Source organism: Mesorhizobium sp. C264A, from assembly GCF_040324515.1.
Taxonomy (GTDB): Bacteria; Pseudomonadota; Alphaproteobacteria; order Rhizobiales; family Rhizobiaceae; genus Mesorhizobium.
In genome coordinates this window covers 1,514,469-1,528,820 of the sequence record NZ_JAMYVY010000001.1, presented here as the reverse complement: position 1 = coordinate 1,528,820, position 14,352 = coordinate 1,514,469, and the positions used below count along the sequence as shown (strand labels likewise).

The following is a 14,352-nucleotide window of genomic DNA, read 5'->3' as shown; positions in this document are numbered from 1 at the left end:
TCTTCAGTTGTTCAAGAGGCCGTGGCCTCTGATGGTTTTCCGCATGACCGTCGGATCGAGCGGCCCACGCCGCCGATCCTTGGAAATTCATGCTCAATATTGGTCTTCGTAACGCTTGGCGAGGTCTTCGATGTTTTCCGGCGGCCAGTCCGGCACTTCCATGCCGAGGTGCAGGCCCATCGCCGCGAGCACTTCCTTGATCTCGTTCAGCGACTTGCGGCCGAAGTTCGGGGTGCGCAGCATCTCGGCTTCGGTTTTCTGGATAAGATCGCCGATATAGACGATGTTGTCGTTCTTCAGGCAGTTGGCCGAACGCACCGAAAGCTCGAGTTCGTCCACCTTCTTGAGCAGCGCCGGGTTGAAGGCGAGCTCGGTGACGGCCTCGGTGGCGACTTCCTTCTGCGGCTCGTCGAAATTGACGAACAGGCCAAGCTGGTCCTGCAGGATGCGGGCAGCGAAAGCCACCGCGTCCTCCCCCGAGATCGAACCGTCGGTCTCGATAGTCATGGTCAGCTTGTCATAGTCGAGAACCTGGCCCTCGCGGGTGTTCTCGACCTTGTAGGAGACCTTCTTGACCGGCGAATACAGGCTGTCGACCGGGATCAGGCCGATCGGCGCGTCTTCGGCGCGGTTGCGGTCGGCCGGCACGTAACCCTTGCCGGTGTCGACGGTGAATTCCATGCGGATTTCAGCGCCCTCGTCCAGCGTGCAGATGACGTGGTCGGGGTTGAGGATCTCGACGTCGCCAACCGTCTGGATGTCGCCAGCCAGAACCGCACCCGGGCCCTGCTTGCGAACGACCATGCGCTTGGGACCATCGCCTTCCATGCGGATGGCGATTTCCTTGATGTTGAGGACGATGTCGGTCACGTCCTCACGCACGCCGGCAATCGACGAGAATTCATGCAGAACGCCGTCGATCTGCACGGCGGTGACAGCCGCACCGCGCAGCGAAGACAAAAGCACGCGGCGCAGCGCGTTGCCGAGCGTCAGGCCGAAGCCACGCTCGAGCGGCTCGGCGACCAGCGTGGTCAGCGTCTTCTTCTTCGACGAGAACTCGATCTTGTTCGGCTTGATCAGTTCCTGCCAATTTTTCTGGATCATGATGCTTTCCTTCCGTTGACCCGCCACCATCCAATCGTGGCGGGCGACCTGGAGTGCCGTGGAGGAGCGCCTTGAGGCGCTCGCGCGGCGTTCGGTAATGTCTTAGACGCGGCGCTTCTTGCGCGGGCGGCAGCCATTGTGCGGGATCGGCGTCACATCACGGATCGAGGTGATGGTGAAGCCGGCCGCCTGCAGGGCGCGAAGCGCCGATTCACGACCGGAGCCGGGTCCGCAGACCTCGACTTCGAGCATGCGCATGCCGTGTTCCTGGGCCTTCTTGGCGACGTCTTCGGCAGCCATCTGGGCGGCGAACGGGGTCGACTTGCGCGAACCCTTGAAGCCCTGGGCACCGGCCGACGACCAGGCAATGGAATTGCCCTGCGCGTCGGTGATGGTGATCATCGTGTTGTTGAAGGTCGAATTGACGTGGGCAACGCCCGACGAGATGTTCTTGCGTTCGCGACGGCGAACACGAGCGGCTTCCTTGGCCATGATAGTCCTTTCAGTTGATCTCTACACCGCCGTAATGCCAGCGGCTCCACCTTTGAAAGCGAGTCGTGAGCAGGGACTAGCGAATAGGGGACCGCTACTCGCTAATGGCTACTCGCTATCGCTCACTTACTTCTTCTTGCCGGCGATCGACTTGGCCGGGCCCTTGCGGGTGCGTGCATTGGTGTGCGTGCGCTGACCGCGAACCGGCAGCGAACGGCGGTGACGCAGGCCGCGGTAGCAGCCGAGGTCCATGAGACGCTTGATGTTCATCGACACTTCGCGGCGCAGGTCGCCTTCGACCTGGTAGTCGCGGTCGATGGTCTCGCGGATCTGCAGCACTTCCGCGTCGGTCAGTTGGTTGACGCGGCGCTCGGCCGGGATGCCGACCTTGTCGACGATCTCCTGGGCGAACTTCTTGCCAATGCCGTGAATGTACTGAAGCGCAATGACGACGCGCTTGTTGGTCGGAATGTTGACGCCGGCTATACGAGCCATATTCTTCTCTTCTCCATGTGGGACCGGCCGGCCTTCAAAACAAGGCATGCGCGGCGCTGTTCAAATTACCCCGCGTCCGGTGGAGGCCGGCCCTTGCGGGAGTTCCCTAGTTTCAATGCGGCTGCCTTGCCCTTGCGGACAAGCAAGCCTCATGCCTGATAGGAAGACGGGCCGCCATAACCCAGCGAACCGTTCCAGTCAAGCGCAATCTTTACTTTACCGTAACGGTCTCCCGCGTCACCGCCGCGAGCAGCGCTTCAATCTCCGCCGTCACGGTGTCGACAGGAGCCATGCCGTCGACACTCCTAAGCGAGCGTTTGGCGTAATAATAGCCGATCAGCGGCGCCGTCTTCTTGTAATATTCCCGCAGGCGCTCTTCGAATACCACCGGATTGTCGTCCTTGCGCACCGGCTGTCCGGCGGCCTTGGCGTCGTCGGCGCGCTTGACGATGCGGCCGACCAACGCTTTGTCGTCGACGACGAACTCGATCACGGCATCGAGGCCAATGCCGCGCTCGGCGAGCATCGATTCAACCGCATCAGCCTGCACCAGCGTGCGCGGATATCCGTCGAGGATGAAACCGTTGGTGCAATCGGGCTGGTCGATGCGCTCGGCCACGATCGCGTTGACAATGGCGTCGGAAACCAGCTCGCCGGCATCCATCACCGCCTTGGCGCGCTTGCCGACTTCAGTGCCGGCCTGTACGGCGGCCCGCAGCATGTCGCCCGTCGACAGCTGCGGTATGCCGTATTTTTCTACCAGTCTTTGTGCTTGCGTCCCCTTGCCCGCTCCTGGCGGCCCAAGCAATATCAATCTCATCTGGCCTTCTTCCCCCCGCGCAGCTTCGACTTCTTGATCAGGCCCTCATACTGGTGCGCGATCAGGTGACCCTGGATCTGCGCCACCGTATCGAGGGTTACACTGACCACGATCAGAAGCGATGTGCCACCGAGGTAGAATGGTACGCCAGTCGCCGAAATCAGGAACTCGGGCAGCAGGCACACCAGCACCAGATAGATGGCGCCGACGACGGTGATGCGCGTCAGGACATAGTCGATGTAATCGGCAGTGCGCTCACCCGGACGGTAGCCCGGAATGAAGCCGGAATGCTTCTTGAGCTGGTCGGCGGTGTCCTTCGGATTGAACACGATGGCCGTGTAGAAGAAGGCGAAGAACACGATCATTGCCGCATAGAACAGCATGTAGAGCGGCTGGCCGTGGCCGAGCGAAGCGAGCACGGTGCTTGCCCAGGCCGGCAGGTTTGTCGTCTGCGAGAAGCCGGCGACCGTTGCCGGCAGCAAAAGCAGCGACGACGCGAAGATCGGCGGAATGACGCCCGACGTGTTGAGCTTCAGCGGCAGATGCGAGGTATCGCCCTGGAACATGCGGTTGCCGACCTGGCGCTTCGGATACTGGATCAGCAGGCGGCGCTGCGCGCGCTCGAAGAACACGATCAGCGCGATGACGATGATGGCCAGCACGATGATCGCGAGTATCAGCCCGGTCGATAGGGCGCCGGTGCGGCCGAGCTCCAGCGTGCCGGAGATGGCGCGCGGCAGGCCGGCGACGATGCCGGAAAAGATGATCAGCGAAATGCCGTTGCCGATGCCGCGGGCGGTGATCTGCTCGCCCAGCCACATCAGGAACATGGTGCCGCCAACCAGCGTGACGACGGTCGAGATGCGGAAGAACATGCCGGGATCGTTGACGATGCCGTTGCCGCCTTCCAGGCCCACTGAAATGCCGTAGGCCTGCACCAGCGCCAAGAGCACCGTGCCGTAGCGCGTGTACTGGTTGATGACCTTGCGGCCCTGCTCGCCTTCCTTTTTCAGCGCTTCCAGCGACGGAATGACCGAGGTCATCAGCTGCATGATGATGGAGGCTGAGATGTAAGGCATGATGCCGAGCGCGAAGATCGCCATGCGCTGCACGGCGCCGCCGGCGAACATATTGAACATGCCGAGCACGCCCTTGGCCTGCGAAGAGAAGGCCTGCGCGAATGCATCCGGATTGATGCCGGGCAGCGGGATATAGGTGCCGAGGCGATAGACGAGCAGCGCGCCGACGGTGAACCAGATTCGCTTCTTCAGGTCCTCCGCCTTGGCGAAAGCCGCAAAGTTCAGATTCGAGGCTAGTTGTTCAGCAGCCGAAGCCATGCCTGATTCTCCGCTAGAGCATGATGCCGAAAAGTGTGAAGCGGTTTTCGGACAACGTCATGCGCTACTTCTTTGATTTGTATGTCACGCTCGATGCCCGCAGCTCAGGCGGCGCGTGGCACCGAAGCTCACGAGATAAGCTCCGGGCTCTAAACATGCAAGCGGCCGCGTTGACGCGGCCGCCTAATTGATTGGATCAAAGCGCAATCATGAACAAAAACGGATACCGTTCCTGCCGACCGCGCTTCAAATTGCCGTTACTCCGCTGCCGCTTCCGGCAGCTTGACCGAACCGCCGGCCTTTTCGATCTTCTCGATCGCGGCCTTGGAGGCGCCGGCGACGTCGAAGGCAAGCTTTGCCTTGAGCTCGCCGTCCGAGAGGATGCGCACGCCGTCCTTGACGCGGCGGATGACGCCGGCGGCAACGAGTGCCTCGGCCGTCACGGTCGCCTTGGCGTCGAGCTTCTTGGCATCGAGCGCCGTCTGGATACGAGCCAGCGACACGACGACAAAGCTCTTGGCGAAGATGTTGTTGAAGCCACGCTTCGGCAGGCGCCGATAGAGCGGCATCTGGCCGCCCTCGAAGCCGTTGATGGCAACGCCGGAGCGCGCCTTCTGGCCCTTGACGCCGCGACCGCCGGTCTTGCCGGAGCCGGAGCCGATGCCACGGCCGAGACGCTTCTTGGAGTGCGTCGCGCCGTCCTTGTCACGCAGATCGTTGAGTTTCATCTGGGTTCTCCTGCGCTTTTGCTCAGCCCTCGTCCACGACGCGGACGAGATGCTGGACGGCAGCGATCATGCCGCGCACCGAGGGAGTGTCCTCCAGCGTGCGCTGCTTGTGCATCTTGTTGAGGCCGAGGCCGACCAGCGTTGCGCGCTGTTCCTTCGGGCGGCGGATCGGCGAACCGATCTGCTCAACGGTGATGGTCTTGGTTGCTTTCTTGGCCATGGTCAAAATCCCTGGTCAGATCGACTATTCTTCAGCCGCAACGGCGGTGCCGCGGCGGGCCTGAAGGGTCGAATACTTGATGCCGCGCGCAGCAGCCACATCCTTGGGATGCATCTGGCTCTTCAGCGCGTCGAATGTGGCCCGAACCATGTTGTAGGGGTTCGACGAACCCATCGACTTGGCGACCACGTCATGCATGCCGAGCGTCTCGAAGACAGCGCGCATCGGGCCGCCGGCGATGATGCCGGTACCCTGCTTGGCAGCGCGCAGCAGCACGCGTCCGGCGCCCCAGCGTCCTTCGACGTCGTGGTGCAGCGTGCGGCCCGAGCGCAGCGGCACGAAAATCATGTCGCGCTTGGCCGACTCGGTTGCCTTGCGGATCGCTTCCGGCACTTCGCGCGCCTTGCCGTGACCGAAGCCGACGCGGCCCTTCTGGTCGCCGACGACGACGAGTGCTGCAAAACCGAAGCGACGGCCGCCCTTGACGACCTTGGCGACGCGGTTGATGTGGACGAGCTTGTCCACCATGCCGTCATCGCGTTCTTCACGATCGCGGCCGCGGCCGCCATCCCTACGTTCCTGTGCCATATCCTGTTCCTTGTTCTTTTCCGGAAGCACGGTTGCTGATAAGATCCGGTGCGCCTCTTTGGGTCACCGGGGGCGAATTATTTTTCCTTGCATGATCTTGTCCGAAAAGTCTGCAACTTTTTGCTGCGCTGACCTTCGGTTCGGGATCAGGCAATTAGAAGCTCAGACCGCCTTCACGGGCAGCCTCGGCCAGCGCCTTGACGCGGCCGTGATAGATATAGGCGCCGCGGTCGAAGACGACTTCCTTGACGCCGGCCTTCGAAGCACGCTCGGCGATCAGCTTGCCAACAGCGGCTGCTGCCTCGGTGTCGGCGCCGGTCTTGAGCGAACCCTTGAGGTCCTTCTCGAGTGTCGACGCAGCCGCGATGGTATGGCCCTTGGCGTCGTCGATGACCTGCACGTAGATGTTCTTCGACGTGCGGTGAACCGAGAGACGCGGACGTTCGCCGGCGACCTTCTTGATCTGGCGGCGGACGCGCTGCGCGCGGCGCTGGATGGATTCCTTGGTAGCCATGATAATCTTCCTTGCCTTCAAAAAACGGGGGCCGCCATGTGCGGTAGGCGAAAGCGCCTCCCGCGACCGCTCCCCGCGGCGTTGCACTTCTTTGGCTTGGCCTTTTCCGAAAAGTCTGCAACTTTTCGGGGCCAGGCCTACTACTTCTTCTTGCCTTCCTTGCGGACGATCTTCTCGCCGGCATAGCGGACACCCTTGCCCTTGTAGGGCTCGGGACCGCGATACTCGCGGATCTCGGCTGCAACCTGGCCGACCTGCTGCTTGTCGATGCCGGTCACGGTGATTTCCGTCGGCTTTGGCACAGTGATCGTGATGCCGGCCGGCGTCTCGTAAACGACGTCGTGGCTGAAGCCAAGCGCCAGCTGCAGGTTCTTGCCCTGAAGTGCCGCGCGATAGCCGACGCCGGTGATCTCGAGCTTCTTCTCGAAACCGTCCTTGACGCCCTGCAGGATGTTGACGATCTGCGTGCGCGACATGCCCCACTTGGAGCGGGCGGTCTTGGTCTGGTCGCGCGGCTGGACAGCGATTTCGCTGCCTTCCATCTTGACCAGCACTTCGTCGTTCACCACGAACTTCAGCTCGCCCTTGGGGCCCTTCGCCGTCACGGTCTGGCCGTTGACGGTCGCGGTCACGCCCTGCGGCAGCGAAACGGGTTTCTTTCCAATACGAGACATTTGGTTGTCCTCGTCACTTCTCTTGTTTCAGGTCTGCCGAATTAGAAAATCTGGCAGAGGATTTCGCCGCCGACATTCTGTTCGCGTGCTTCGTGATCGGCCATCACGCCCTTCGGCGTCGAAAGGATGGCGATGCCGAGGCCGTTGGCGACGTGCGGGATCGACTTGGCCGAAACGTAAACGCGGCGGCCAGGCTTCGAGACGCGGGCGATTTCGCGCACGACCGGAGCACCGTCGAAATACTTCAGCTCGATTTCGATTTCGGACTTGCCGTTGTCGAAGTCGGTCTGGCTGTAGTCGCGGATATAGCCTTCAGCCTTCAGCACGTCGAGGACGCGGGTACGCAGGCGCGACGCCGGCGTCGAAACGCTCGACTTCTTACGGCCATACGCGTTGCGGATGCGGGTCAGCATATCGCCGAGAGGATCGCTCAATGACATGTTATGTCCTCCTTACCAGCTCGACTTGACCAGGCCCGGGATCTGGCCGTTATTGCCGAGATCACGAAGCGCGATGCGCGATACTTTGAGCTTGCGATAATAGGCGCGCGGACGGCCGGTAACTTCGCAGCGGTTGCGGATGCGGATCTTGGCCGAGTTGCGCGGCAGGGCAGCAAGCTTCAGCTGAGCGCGGAAACGCTCTTCCATCGGCTTGGACTGGTCCATGATGATCGCCTTGAGCGCTGCGCGCTTGGGACCGTACTGGTCGGCAAGCTTGCGGCGCCTGTTGTTCTTCTCGACTGAGCTGGTCTTTGCCATTTCAGATTTTTCCTTTTCTCGCTGCCGTTACTGGCGGAAGGGGAAGTTGAAGGCCTTGAGCAATGCCCTGGCTTCGTCGTCCGTCTTCGCAGTCGTACAAACGATGACGTCCATGCCCCAGATCTGATCAACCTTGTCGTAGTTGATCTCCGGGAACACGATGTGTTCCTTGATGCCCATGGCGTAGTTGCCACGGCCATCGAAGCTCTTCGGATTCAGTCCGCGAAAGTCGCGGACGCGCGGCAGTGCGATGTTCACGAGACGGTCGAGGAACTCGTACATGCGTTCCTTGCGCAGCGTGACCTTGGCGCCGATCGGCATCTTCTCGCGGACCTTGAAGCCGGCGATCGAATTACGGGCGCGGGTGACGACGGCCTTCTGGCCGGCGATCATCGCCAGGTCTTCGGCCGCGATCGAAGGCTTCTTCGAATCCGCGGTCGCTTCGCCGACGCCCATGTTCAGCACGATCTTGTCGATGCGCGGAACCTGCATCTCGTTCTCGTAGCCGAACTGCTCCTGCAGCGCCTTGCGGATGGTCTCGTTGTAGACCTGCTTGAGGCGCGGCGTGTTCTGGGCCTTGGACTGTTTGCTTTCAGCCTTGGGCTTCGTGGTTTGAGCCTTAGCCATTGATGACTTCTCCCGAGCGCTTGGCGACGCGCACCTTCTTGCCGTCCTTCTGGAAGATGAAGCCGACGCGGGTCGGCTTGCCATCCTTGGGGTCGGCGAGCGCGATGTTCGACAGCTGGATCGGCGCTTCCTTGGTGATGATCCCGCCCTCTTGGGACTGGGACTGCTTCTGGTGACGACGGATCATGTTGACGCCGCGCACCAGCGCGGTGTCTTCCTTCGGCTGAACCGAGAGGACTTCGCCCGAACGGCCCTTGTCCTTGCCGGCCAGCACGACGACCTTGTCGCCTTTTCTAATCTTTTGCATTGGTCCGGCTCCTTACAGCACTTCAGGCGCGAGCGAGATGATCTTCATGTGGTTCTTGGCGCGGAGTTCGCGCGGAACCGGTCCGAAGATACGCGTGCCGATCGGCTCTTTCTTGTTGTCGACGAGAACGGCCGCGTTCTTGTCGAAACGGATCACGCTGCCGTCCGGGCGGCGGATGTCCTTGGCCGTGCGAACCACGACCGCCTTCATCACATCGCCCTTCTTAACGCGGCCGCGCGGAATGGCTTCCTTGATCGACACCACGATGATGTCGCCTACGGAAGCGTATTTCCGCTTCGAGCCGCCCAGCACCTTGATGCACATGACACGACGGGCGCCGGAATTATCCGCGACGTCGAGGTTTGTTTGCATCTGAATCATGACTGGCCGCCTTCTTCTCTTCTAACGGGACGGGCTCAAAGCCCCTCCCCGGTCTGTCCAAAATTCGGTTTGTTACGCCTGGTCCGAAGACACGACGATCCAGCGCTTGTCCTTGGAAATCGGCTTCGATTCCTGGATGAACACCTGATCGCCGACCTTGTGGGCGTTGTTCTCGTCGTGCGCCTTGTACTTCTTGGTCATGCGCACGGTCTTCTTCATCACGGGATGCGTGAAGCGCCGTTCGACCTTGACGACTACCGTCTTCTCGTTCTTGTCGCTGACGACAGTGCCCTGCAGAATGCGCTTTGGCATGATTTTCGTCCTTAAGCCTTCTTGGCCGCGGACTTTTCCGCAGCGATGGTCTTGATACGCGCAATGTCCTTGCGAACCTGCCGCACGCGCGCGGTCTTCTCGAGCTGGCCGGTGGCCTTCTGGAAGCGCAGGTTGAACTGCTCCTTCTTCAGGCTGGCCAGATCGTCGGTCAGCTGGTCCTGGGTCTTGGTCCGGATGTCTTCGGCTTTCATGATCAGCCCGTCCTTATTCTGCGATGCGCTGTACGAAGCGCGTCCTGACCGAGAGCTTGGCCGCGCCGAGACGCAGCGCCTCACGGGCGGTTTCTTCGTTGACGCCGTCGATCTCGAACATGATGCGGCCCGGCTTTACGCGCGCCGCCCAGTAATCGACAGCGCCCTTGCCCTTGCCCATGCGCACTTCAGTCGGCTTCGACGTCACCGGCACATCAGGGAAAATACGGATCCACACGCGGCCGGCACGCTTCATCTCACGAGTGATCGCGCGGCGGGCCGCTTCGATCTCACGCGCGGTGACGCGGTTCGGCTCAAGCGCCTTCAGCCCGAAACCACCGAAATCCAGGTTGGTGCCGCCCTTTGCGGTACCATGGATACGGCCCTTGAACTGCTTGCGGAACTTTGTGCGCTTTGGCTGCAGCATCGTTCTAACTCCAAATTCCTAAATAATCAGGCGTTTTCGCGACGACGACCGCGTTCGCGATCACCACCACCGCCATGCGCAGCATCACCCTCGGTCGCGCGACGCTCCGAAGCCATCGGATCGTGCTCGAGGATTTCGCCCTTAAACACCCAGACCTTGACGCCGCAGATGCCGTAAGCCGTGTGCGCTTCGGCCGTGCCATAGTCGACATCGGCGCGCAGCGTATGCAGCGGCACGCGGCCCTCGCGGTACCATTCCATGCGCGCAATCTCGGCGCCGCCGAGACGGCCGGCGCAGTTGATGCGGATGCCTTCGGCGCCAAGGCGCATGGCCGACTGAACGGCGCGCTTCATGGCGCGGCGGAACGCGATACGACGCTCGAGCTGCTGGGCGATCGACTGGGCGACCAGGGTTGCGTCGATTTCCGGCTTGCGCACTTCAACGATGTTCAAGTGCGTCTCGGACTTCGTCATCTCCATCAGCTTCTTGCGAAGCTTTTCGATGTCGGCGCCCTTCTTGCCGATGATCAGGCCCGGGCGCGCCGCATGGATGGTGACACGGCACTTCTTGTGCGGGCGCTCGATCACGACCTTGGAAATCGCAGCCTGCTTGAGTTCCTTTTCAAGATATTTGCGGATCTTGATGTCCTCATGCAGCAGCTTGCCGTACTCGCCGGTGTTCGCGAACCAGCGCGAATCCCAAGTGCGGTTGATGCCGAGGCGCAGACCGATCGGATTGACTTTCTGACCCATTATGCGGCCTCCCCTTTTTCTTCGACTTCACGAACGACGATCGTGAGGTGCGAGAACGGCTTTTCTATACGGCTGGCGCGACCGCGGCCACGAGCATGGAACCGCTTCATGACGATCGACTTGCCGACATAGGCTTCCGCCACGATCAGCGCATCGACGTCGAGGTCGTGGTTGTTTTCCGCGTTGGCGATCGCCGATTCCAGCGTCTTCTTGACCGTGCCGGAAATCCGCTTGGCCGAGAATTCGAGATCGGAAAGCGCTGTCGCGACCTTCTTGCCGCGGATCAGCGCGGCAACCAGGTTCAGCTTCTGCGGGCTGATACGGATCGTGCGCAGAACGGCGCGCGCTTCGTTGTCAGCAAGCCTGCGCGGAGCTTTGGCCTTGCCCATGATTATTTCCTCTTCGCCTTCTTATCCGCGCCGTGACCGTAATAGGTCCGGGTCGGAGCGAATTCACCGAACTTGTGACCGACCATGTCCTCGTTCACCGAGACCGGAACATGCTTCTGGCCGTTGTAGACACCGAAGGTGAAGCCGACGAACTGCGGCAGGATGGTGGAGCGACGGCTCCACATCTTGATCACCTCATTGCGACCACCTTCACGAACCTTGTCCACCTTCTTGAGAAGGTAGCCGTCGATGAAGGGGCCTTTCCAAATAGAACGAGTCACTTGGCGTTACCTCTTCTTAGCTCTTGCGCTGATGGCGCGAGCGCAGGATGAACTTGTCGGTCGCCTTGTTGGACCGCGTCTTCTTGCCCTTGGTCGGCTTGCCCCACGGGCTGACCGGATGACGGCCACCGGAGGTGCGGCCTTCACCACCGCCATGCGGATGGTCGACCGGGTTCATGGTCACGCCGCGATTGTGCGGGCGCTTGCCGCGCCAGACCGTGCGGCCGGCCTTGCCGTCGTTGATGTTGCCGTGGTCGGGGTTCGACACGGCGCCGACGGTGGCCATGCAGGAGCCGTGAACGACACGCTGCTCGCCCGAGTTGAGGCGCAGGATCGCCATGCCCTGGTCGCGACCGACCAGCTGGCCATAGCCACCCGCTGAACGTGCGACCTGGGCGCCCTTGCCCGGCTTCAGCTCGATGTTGTGGACGATCGTGCCGACCGGCATCGAGGCCAGCGGCATCGCATTGCCCGGCTTCACGTCGACCGATTCACCGGCCACGATCTTGTCGCCGGCGGCAAGGCGCTGCGGAGCGATGATGTAGGACAGCTCGCCATCGTCATACTTGATCAGCGCGATGAAGGCGGTGCGGTTCGGATCGTATTCAATGCGCTCGACCGTGCCGACGACGTCGAACTTGCGGCGCTTGAAGTCGATGATGCGGTACGAACGCTTGTGACCGCCGCCGATGAAGCGGGCCGTGATGCGGCCGTGATTGTTGCGGCCGCCCGACTTCGTCAGGCCTTCGGTCAGGCCCTTGACGGGCTTGCCCTTGTAGAGGCCCGAGCGGTCGACGATGACCAACTGGCGGGTGCTCGGCGTTACCGGGTTGAATTTTTTAAGTGCCATTGTCCTGTCCTCGCGGCCTAGCTCAGAGACCCGTCGCGACGTCGATCGACTGGCCGTCGGCCAGCGTCACGATCGCCTTCTTGACGTCGCTCTGGCGGCCGATCGTGCCGCGGAAGCGCTTGATCTTGCCCTTGCGGACAAGCGTGTTCACGGCCGTAACCTTGACGCCAAACAGCGCTTCGACAGCGGCCTTGATTTCCGGCTTCGACGCCTTCTTGGCGACGTTGAAAACAACCTGGTTGTTCTCGGAAGCCATGGTCGACTTTTCGGTGATCGCCGGCGAGACGATCACGTCGTAATGACGGAGGTCGGTCATTTAAAGCGCTCCTCGAGAGCCTCGACGGCGGCCTTCGAAAGGACCAGCGTGCCGCGGCGCAGAATGTCGTAGACGTTGATGCCCTGGATGGGCAGCACATCGATGTTCGGGATGTTGGTCGCCGCCAGCTTGAAGTTCTGGTCAAGCTCGGCACCGCCAATCACCAAGGCATTGGTCAGGCCCAGCGTCGCGAAATTCGCGATCAGCGCCTTCGTCTTGGCCTCGGTCAGCTTCAGCTCGTCGATGATGATGATCGACGCGCTCTTGGCCTTGGCCGAGAGAGCATGCCGCAAGCCCAGAGCGCGCACCTTCTTCGGCAGATCGTGCTCGTGGCTGCGAACGACCGGGCCGTGGGCCTTGCCGCCGCCGCGGAACTGCGGAGCGCGTGCCGAATGGTGACGGGCGCGGCCCGTACCCTTCTGCTTGTACATCTTGGCGCCGGTGCGCGCGATTTCGGCGCGGCCCTTGGCCTTGTGCGTGCCCTGCTGCCGTTTGGCCAGCTGCCAGCGCACGACGCGCTGCAGGATGTCCTCGCGCGGATCAAGGCCGAAAATCTCCTCGGAGAGTTTCACCTTGCCGGCGTCCTTGCCGCCAAGCGTTGTGATCTTGAGATCCATTATTCTGCTCCCTCTGCGGCCGGAGCCTCGTTCTTGGCGCCACTCTCGGCGGCAACGGCGCGGATCGCGGCAGGCTTCGGCGCATTGGCCGGCAGTGCCACCTTGGCCGCATCGCGGACCAGGATCCAGGCGCCCTTCGATCCGGGAACCGCACCGCGGATCAGGATCAGGCCGCGATCGGCGTCGGTCGAAACGATCTCGACATTCTGTGTGGTGACGCGGGTGTCGCCCATGTGGCCAGCCATATGCTTGCCCTTGAACACTTTGCCCGGATCCTGACGCTGGCCGGTCGAACCGTGCGTACGGTGCGAAACCGAGTTACCGTGCGTCGCGCGGCCACCACCCATGTGGTGGCGCTTGATGACGCCCTGGAAACCCTTGCCGATCGTCGTGCCCGTCACATCGACCTTCTGGCCGGCGACGAAGTGCTCGACGGTGATCTCGGCGCCGACATCGATCATGTTGTCGGCGGAGACGCGAAACTCGGCGACCTTCGCCTTCGGCTCGACGGAAGCGGTCGCGAAATGGCCGCGCATCGCCTTCGACGTGTTCTTCACCTTGGCAAGGCCAACGCCGAGCTGGACGGCCGTATAGCCGTTCTTCTCCTGCGTGCGCTGAGCCACGACCTGGCAGTTCTCCATCTGGAGAACGGTGACGGGAACATGTTCCCCGGCATCATTATAGATGCGGGTCATTCCCACCTTCTTTGCAATCACACCTGAACGCATCGGTTCAATTCCTTTAGAGTTCCGGGCCAGGGGCACCGCCCCTTACCGCGCTCTCATTCCCTTAGAGCTTGATCTCGACGTCGACACCGGCGGCCAGATCGAGCTTCATCAAAGCATCGACCGTCTGCGGGGTCGGATCGACGATGTCGAGCAGACGCTTGTGCGTGCGCATCTCGAACTGCTCGCGGCTCTTCTTGTCGACGTGAGGCGACCGGTTGACCGTGAACTTTTCGATCCGCGTCGGCAGCGGAATGGGGCCGCGGACGTTTGCTCCGGTGCGCTTGGCCGTCGACACGATTTCTTTCGTCGAGGCGTCAAGCACGCGGTGATCAAACGCCTTCAGGCGGATGCGGATATTCTGTCCGTTCATGCGTCACTTCCTTGTTCTGGCGCGGCGCGGGCAAATCCTGCGCCCGCGACAGA

At 61.7% G+C, this 14,352-nt stretch carries 26 protein-coding genes; all 26 read right to left on the bottom strand.

What is annotated here, in order from left to right:
* Nucleotides 1-93: 93 nt before the first annotated feature.
* Nucleotides 94-1,104: a DNA-directed RNA polymerase subunit alpha gene (locus NKL04_RS07480; protein ID WP_023682599.1), complete on the bottom strand. Its 1,011-nt coding sequence runs from the start codon at nucleotides 1,102-1,104 to the stop codon at nucleotides 94-96.
* 102 nt (nucleotides 1,105-1,206) lie between these two features.
* Nucleotides 1,207-1,596 carry a 30S ribosomal protein S11 gene (rpsK, locus tag NKL04_RS07475; RefSeq protein ID WP_006205444.1) on the bottom strand — a complete coding sequence of 130 codons (390 nt, stop codon included), beginning with the start codon at nucleotides 1,594-1,596 and terminating at the stop codon, nucleotides 1,207-1,209.
* A gap of 126 nt (nucleotides 1,597-1,722) precedes the next feature.
* Nucleotides 1,723-2,091, bottom strand: coding sequence for a 30S ribosomal protein S13 (gene rpsM, locus NKL04_RS07470; protein WP_006205445.1), 369 nt, complete (start codon nucleotides 2,089-2,091; stop codon nucleotides 1,723-1,725).
* Nucleotides 2,092-2,302: 211 nt separating this feature from the next.
* Complete coding sequence (locus tag NKL04_RS07465; protein ID WP_023701778.1) at nucleotides 2,303-2,911, bottom strand: adenylate kinase; 609 nt, start codon at nucleotides 2,909-2,911, stop codon at nucleotides 2,303-2,305.
* Nucleotides 2,908-4,248, bottom strand: a complete 1,341-nt coding sequence (secY, locus tag NKL04_RS07460) for a preprotein translocase subunit SecY (protein ID WP_023672761.1) — start codon at nucleotides 4,246-4,248, stop codon at nucleotides 2,908-2,910. The genes NKL04_RS07465 and secY overlap by 4 nt, the downstream gene beginning before the upstream one ends.
* A gap of 257 nt (nucleotides 4,249-4,505) precedes the next feature.
* Nucleotides 4,506-4,976, bottom strand: coding sequence for a 50S ribosomal protein L15 (rplO, locus tag NKL04_RS07455; protein WP_023672760.1), 471 nt, complete (start codon nucleotides 4,974-4,976; stop codon nucleotides 4,506-4,508).
* Nucleotides 4,977-4,998: 22 nt separating this feature from the next.
* On the bottom strand, nucleotides 4,999-5,196 hold the full coding sequence (rpmD, locus tag NKL04_RS07450; protein WP_006205449.1) for a 50S ribosomal protein L30: 198 nt from the start codon (nucleotides 5,194-5,196) through the stop codon (nucleotides 4,999-5,001).
* Nucleotides 5,197-5,220: 24 nt separating this feature from the next.
* A complete protein-coding gene (gene rpsE, locus NKL04_RS07445) occupies nucleotides 5,221-5,784 on the bottom strand; it encodes a 30S ribosomal protein S5 (RefSeq protein WP_006333394.1) in 564 nt (187 codons plus the stop codon).
* Nucleotides 5,785-5,938: 154 nt separating this feature from the next.
* Nucleotides 5,939-6,298, bottom strand: coding sequence for a 50S ribosomal protein L18 (gene rplR / locus NKL04_RS07440; RefSeq protein ID WP_023682602.1), 360 nt, complete (start codon nucleotides 6,296-6,298; stop codon nucleotides 5,939-5,941).
* Nucleotides 6,299-6,438: 140 nt separating this feature from the next.
* Nucleotides 6,439-6,972 (bottom strand): 50S ribosomal protein L6, encoded by a 534-nt coding sequence (rplF, locus tag NKL04_RS07435; protein ID WP_023682603.1) that lies wholly within the window; start codon nucleotides 6,970-6,972, stop codon nucleotides 6,439-6,441.
* Between the two features lie 41 nt (nucleotides 6,973-7,013).
* Nucleotides 7,014-7,412, bottom strand: a complete 399-nt coding sequence (rpsH, locus tag NKL04_RS07430) for a 30S ribosomal protein S8 (protein ID WP_006205453.1) — start codon at nucleotides 7,410-7,412, stop codon at nucleotides 7,014-7,016.
* Between the two features lie 12 nt (nucleotides 7,413-7,424).
* Nucleotides 7,425-7,730 (bottom strand): 30S ribosomal protein S14, encoded by a 306-nt coding sequence (gene rpsN, locus NKL04_RS07425; protein ID WP_010909282.1) that lies wholly within the window; start codon nucleotides 7,728-7,730, stop codon nucleotides 7,425-7,427.
* 27 nt (nucleotides 7,731-7,757) lie between these two features.
* A complete protein-coding gene (rplE, locus tag NKL04_RS07420) occupies nucleotides 7,758-8,357 on the bottom strand; it encodes a 50S ribosomal protein L5 (RefSeq protein ID WP_023672755.1) in 600 nt (199 codons plus the stop codon).
* Nucleotides 8,350-8,664: a 50S ribosomal protein L24 gene (gene rplX, locus NKL04_RS07415; RefSeq protein WP_013531428.1), complete on the bottom strand. Its 315-nt coding sequence runs from the start codon at nucleotides 8,662-8,664 to the stop codon at nucleotides 8,350-8,352. Before rplX ends, rplE begins: the two co-directional genes overlap by 8 nt.
* A 12-nt stretch (nucleotides 8,665-8,676) precedes the next feature.
* Nucleotides 8,677-9,045: a 50S ribosomal protein L14 gene (gene rplN, locus NKL04_RS07410; RefSeq protein ID WP_006205457.1), complete on the bottom strand. Its 369-nt coding sequence runs from the start codon at nucleotides 9,043-9,045 to the stop codon at nucleotides 8,677-8,679.
* Between the two features lie 72 nt (nucleotides 9,046-9,117).
* Nucleotides 9,118-9,357: a 30S ribosomal protein S17 gene (gene rpsQ / locus NKL04_RS07405; protein WP_010909280.1), complete on the bottom strand. Its 240-nt coding sequence runs from the start codon at nucleotides 9,355-9,357 to the stop codon at nucleotides 9,118-9,120.
* 11 nt (nucleotides 9,358-9,368) lie between these two features.
* Entirely contained in the window at nucleotides 9,369-9,569 is a 201-nt protein-coding gene (gene rpmC, locus NKL04_RS07400; protein ID WP_006205459.1) for a 50S ribosomal protein L29, read from the bottom strand.
* 13 nt (nucleotides 9,570-9,582) lie between these two features.
* Entirely contained in the window at nucleotides 9,583-9,996 is a 414-nt protein-coding gene (rplP, locus tag NKL04_RS07395; RefSeq protein ID WP_006205460.1) for a 50S ribosomal protein L16, read from the bottom strand.
* A 26-nt stretch (nucleotides 9,997-10,022) separates the two neighbouring features.
* The gene (rpsC, locus tag NKL04_RS07390) at nucleotides 10,023-10,748 is read right to left on the bottom strand and encodes a 30S ribosomal protein S3 (RefSeq protein WP_023672753.1); all 726 of its coding nucleotides are present in this window, start codon (nucleotides 10,746-10,748) and stop codon (nucleotides 10,023-10,025) included.
* Nucleotides 10,748-11,137: a 50S ribosomal protein L22 gene (gene rplV / locus NKL04_RS07385; protein WP_006205462.1), complete on the bottom strand. Its 390-nt coding sequence runs from the start codon at nucleotides 11,135-11,137 to the stop codon at nucleotides 10,748-10,750. Before rplV ends, rpsC begins: the two co-directional genes overlap by 1 nt.
* Before the next feature lie 2 nt (nucleotides 11,138-11,139).
* Nucleotides 11,140-11,418: a 30S ribosomal protein S19 gene (rpsS, locus tag NKL04_RS07380; RefSeq protein ID WP_006205463.1), complete on the bottom strand. Its 279-nt coding sequence runs from the start codon at nucleotides 11,416-11,418 to the stop codon at nucleotides 11,140-11,142.
* 16 nt (nucleotides 11,419-11,434) lie between these two features.
* Nucleotides 11,435-12,268 (bottom strand): 50S ribosomal protein L2, encoded by an 834-nt coding sequence (gene rplB / locus NKL04_RS07375; protein ID WP_023706515.1) that lies wholly within the window; start codon nucleotides 12,266-12,268, stop codon nucleotides 11,435-11,437.
* A gap of 22 nt (nucleotides 12,269-12,290) precedes the next feature.
* Nucleotides 12,291-12,584: a 50S ribosomal protein L23 gene (locus tag NKL04_RS07370; RefSeq protein ID WP_023672751.1), complete on the bottom strand. Its 294-nt coding sequence runs from the start codon at nucleotides 12,582-12,584 to the stop codon at nucleotides 12,291-12,293.
* Nucleotides 12,581-13,201: a 50S ribosomal protein L4 gene (gene rplD / locus NKL04_RS07365; RefSeq protein ID WP_023672750.1), complete on the bottom strand. Its 621-nt coding sequence runs from the start codon at nucleotides 13,199-13,201 to the stop codon at nucleotides 12,581-12,583. The genes NKL04_RS07370 and rplD overlap by 4 nt, the downstream gene beginning before the upstream one ends.
* Nucleotides 13,201-13,929, bottom strand: coding sequence for a 50S ribosomal protein L3 (gene rplC / locus NKL04_RS07360; RefSeq protein ID WP_023682606.1), 729 nt, complete (start codon nucleotides 13,927-13,929; stop codon nucleotides 13,201-13,203). Before rplC ends, rplD begins: the two co-directional genes overlap by 1 nt.
* A gap of 61 nt (nucleotides 13,930-13,990) precedes the next feature.
* A complete protein-coding gene (gene rpsJ / locus NKL04_RS07355; RefSeq protein ID WP_010909272.1) occupies nucleotides 13,991-14,299 on the bottom strand; it encodes a 30S ribosomal protein S10 in 309 nt (102 codons plus the stop codon).
* Between the last annotated feature and the right edge of the window lie 53 nt (nucleotides 14,300-14,352).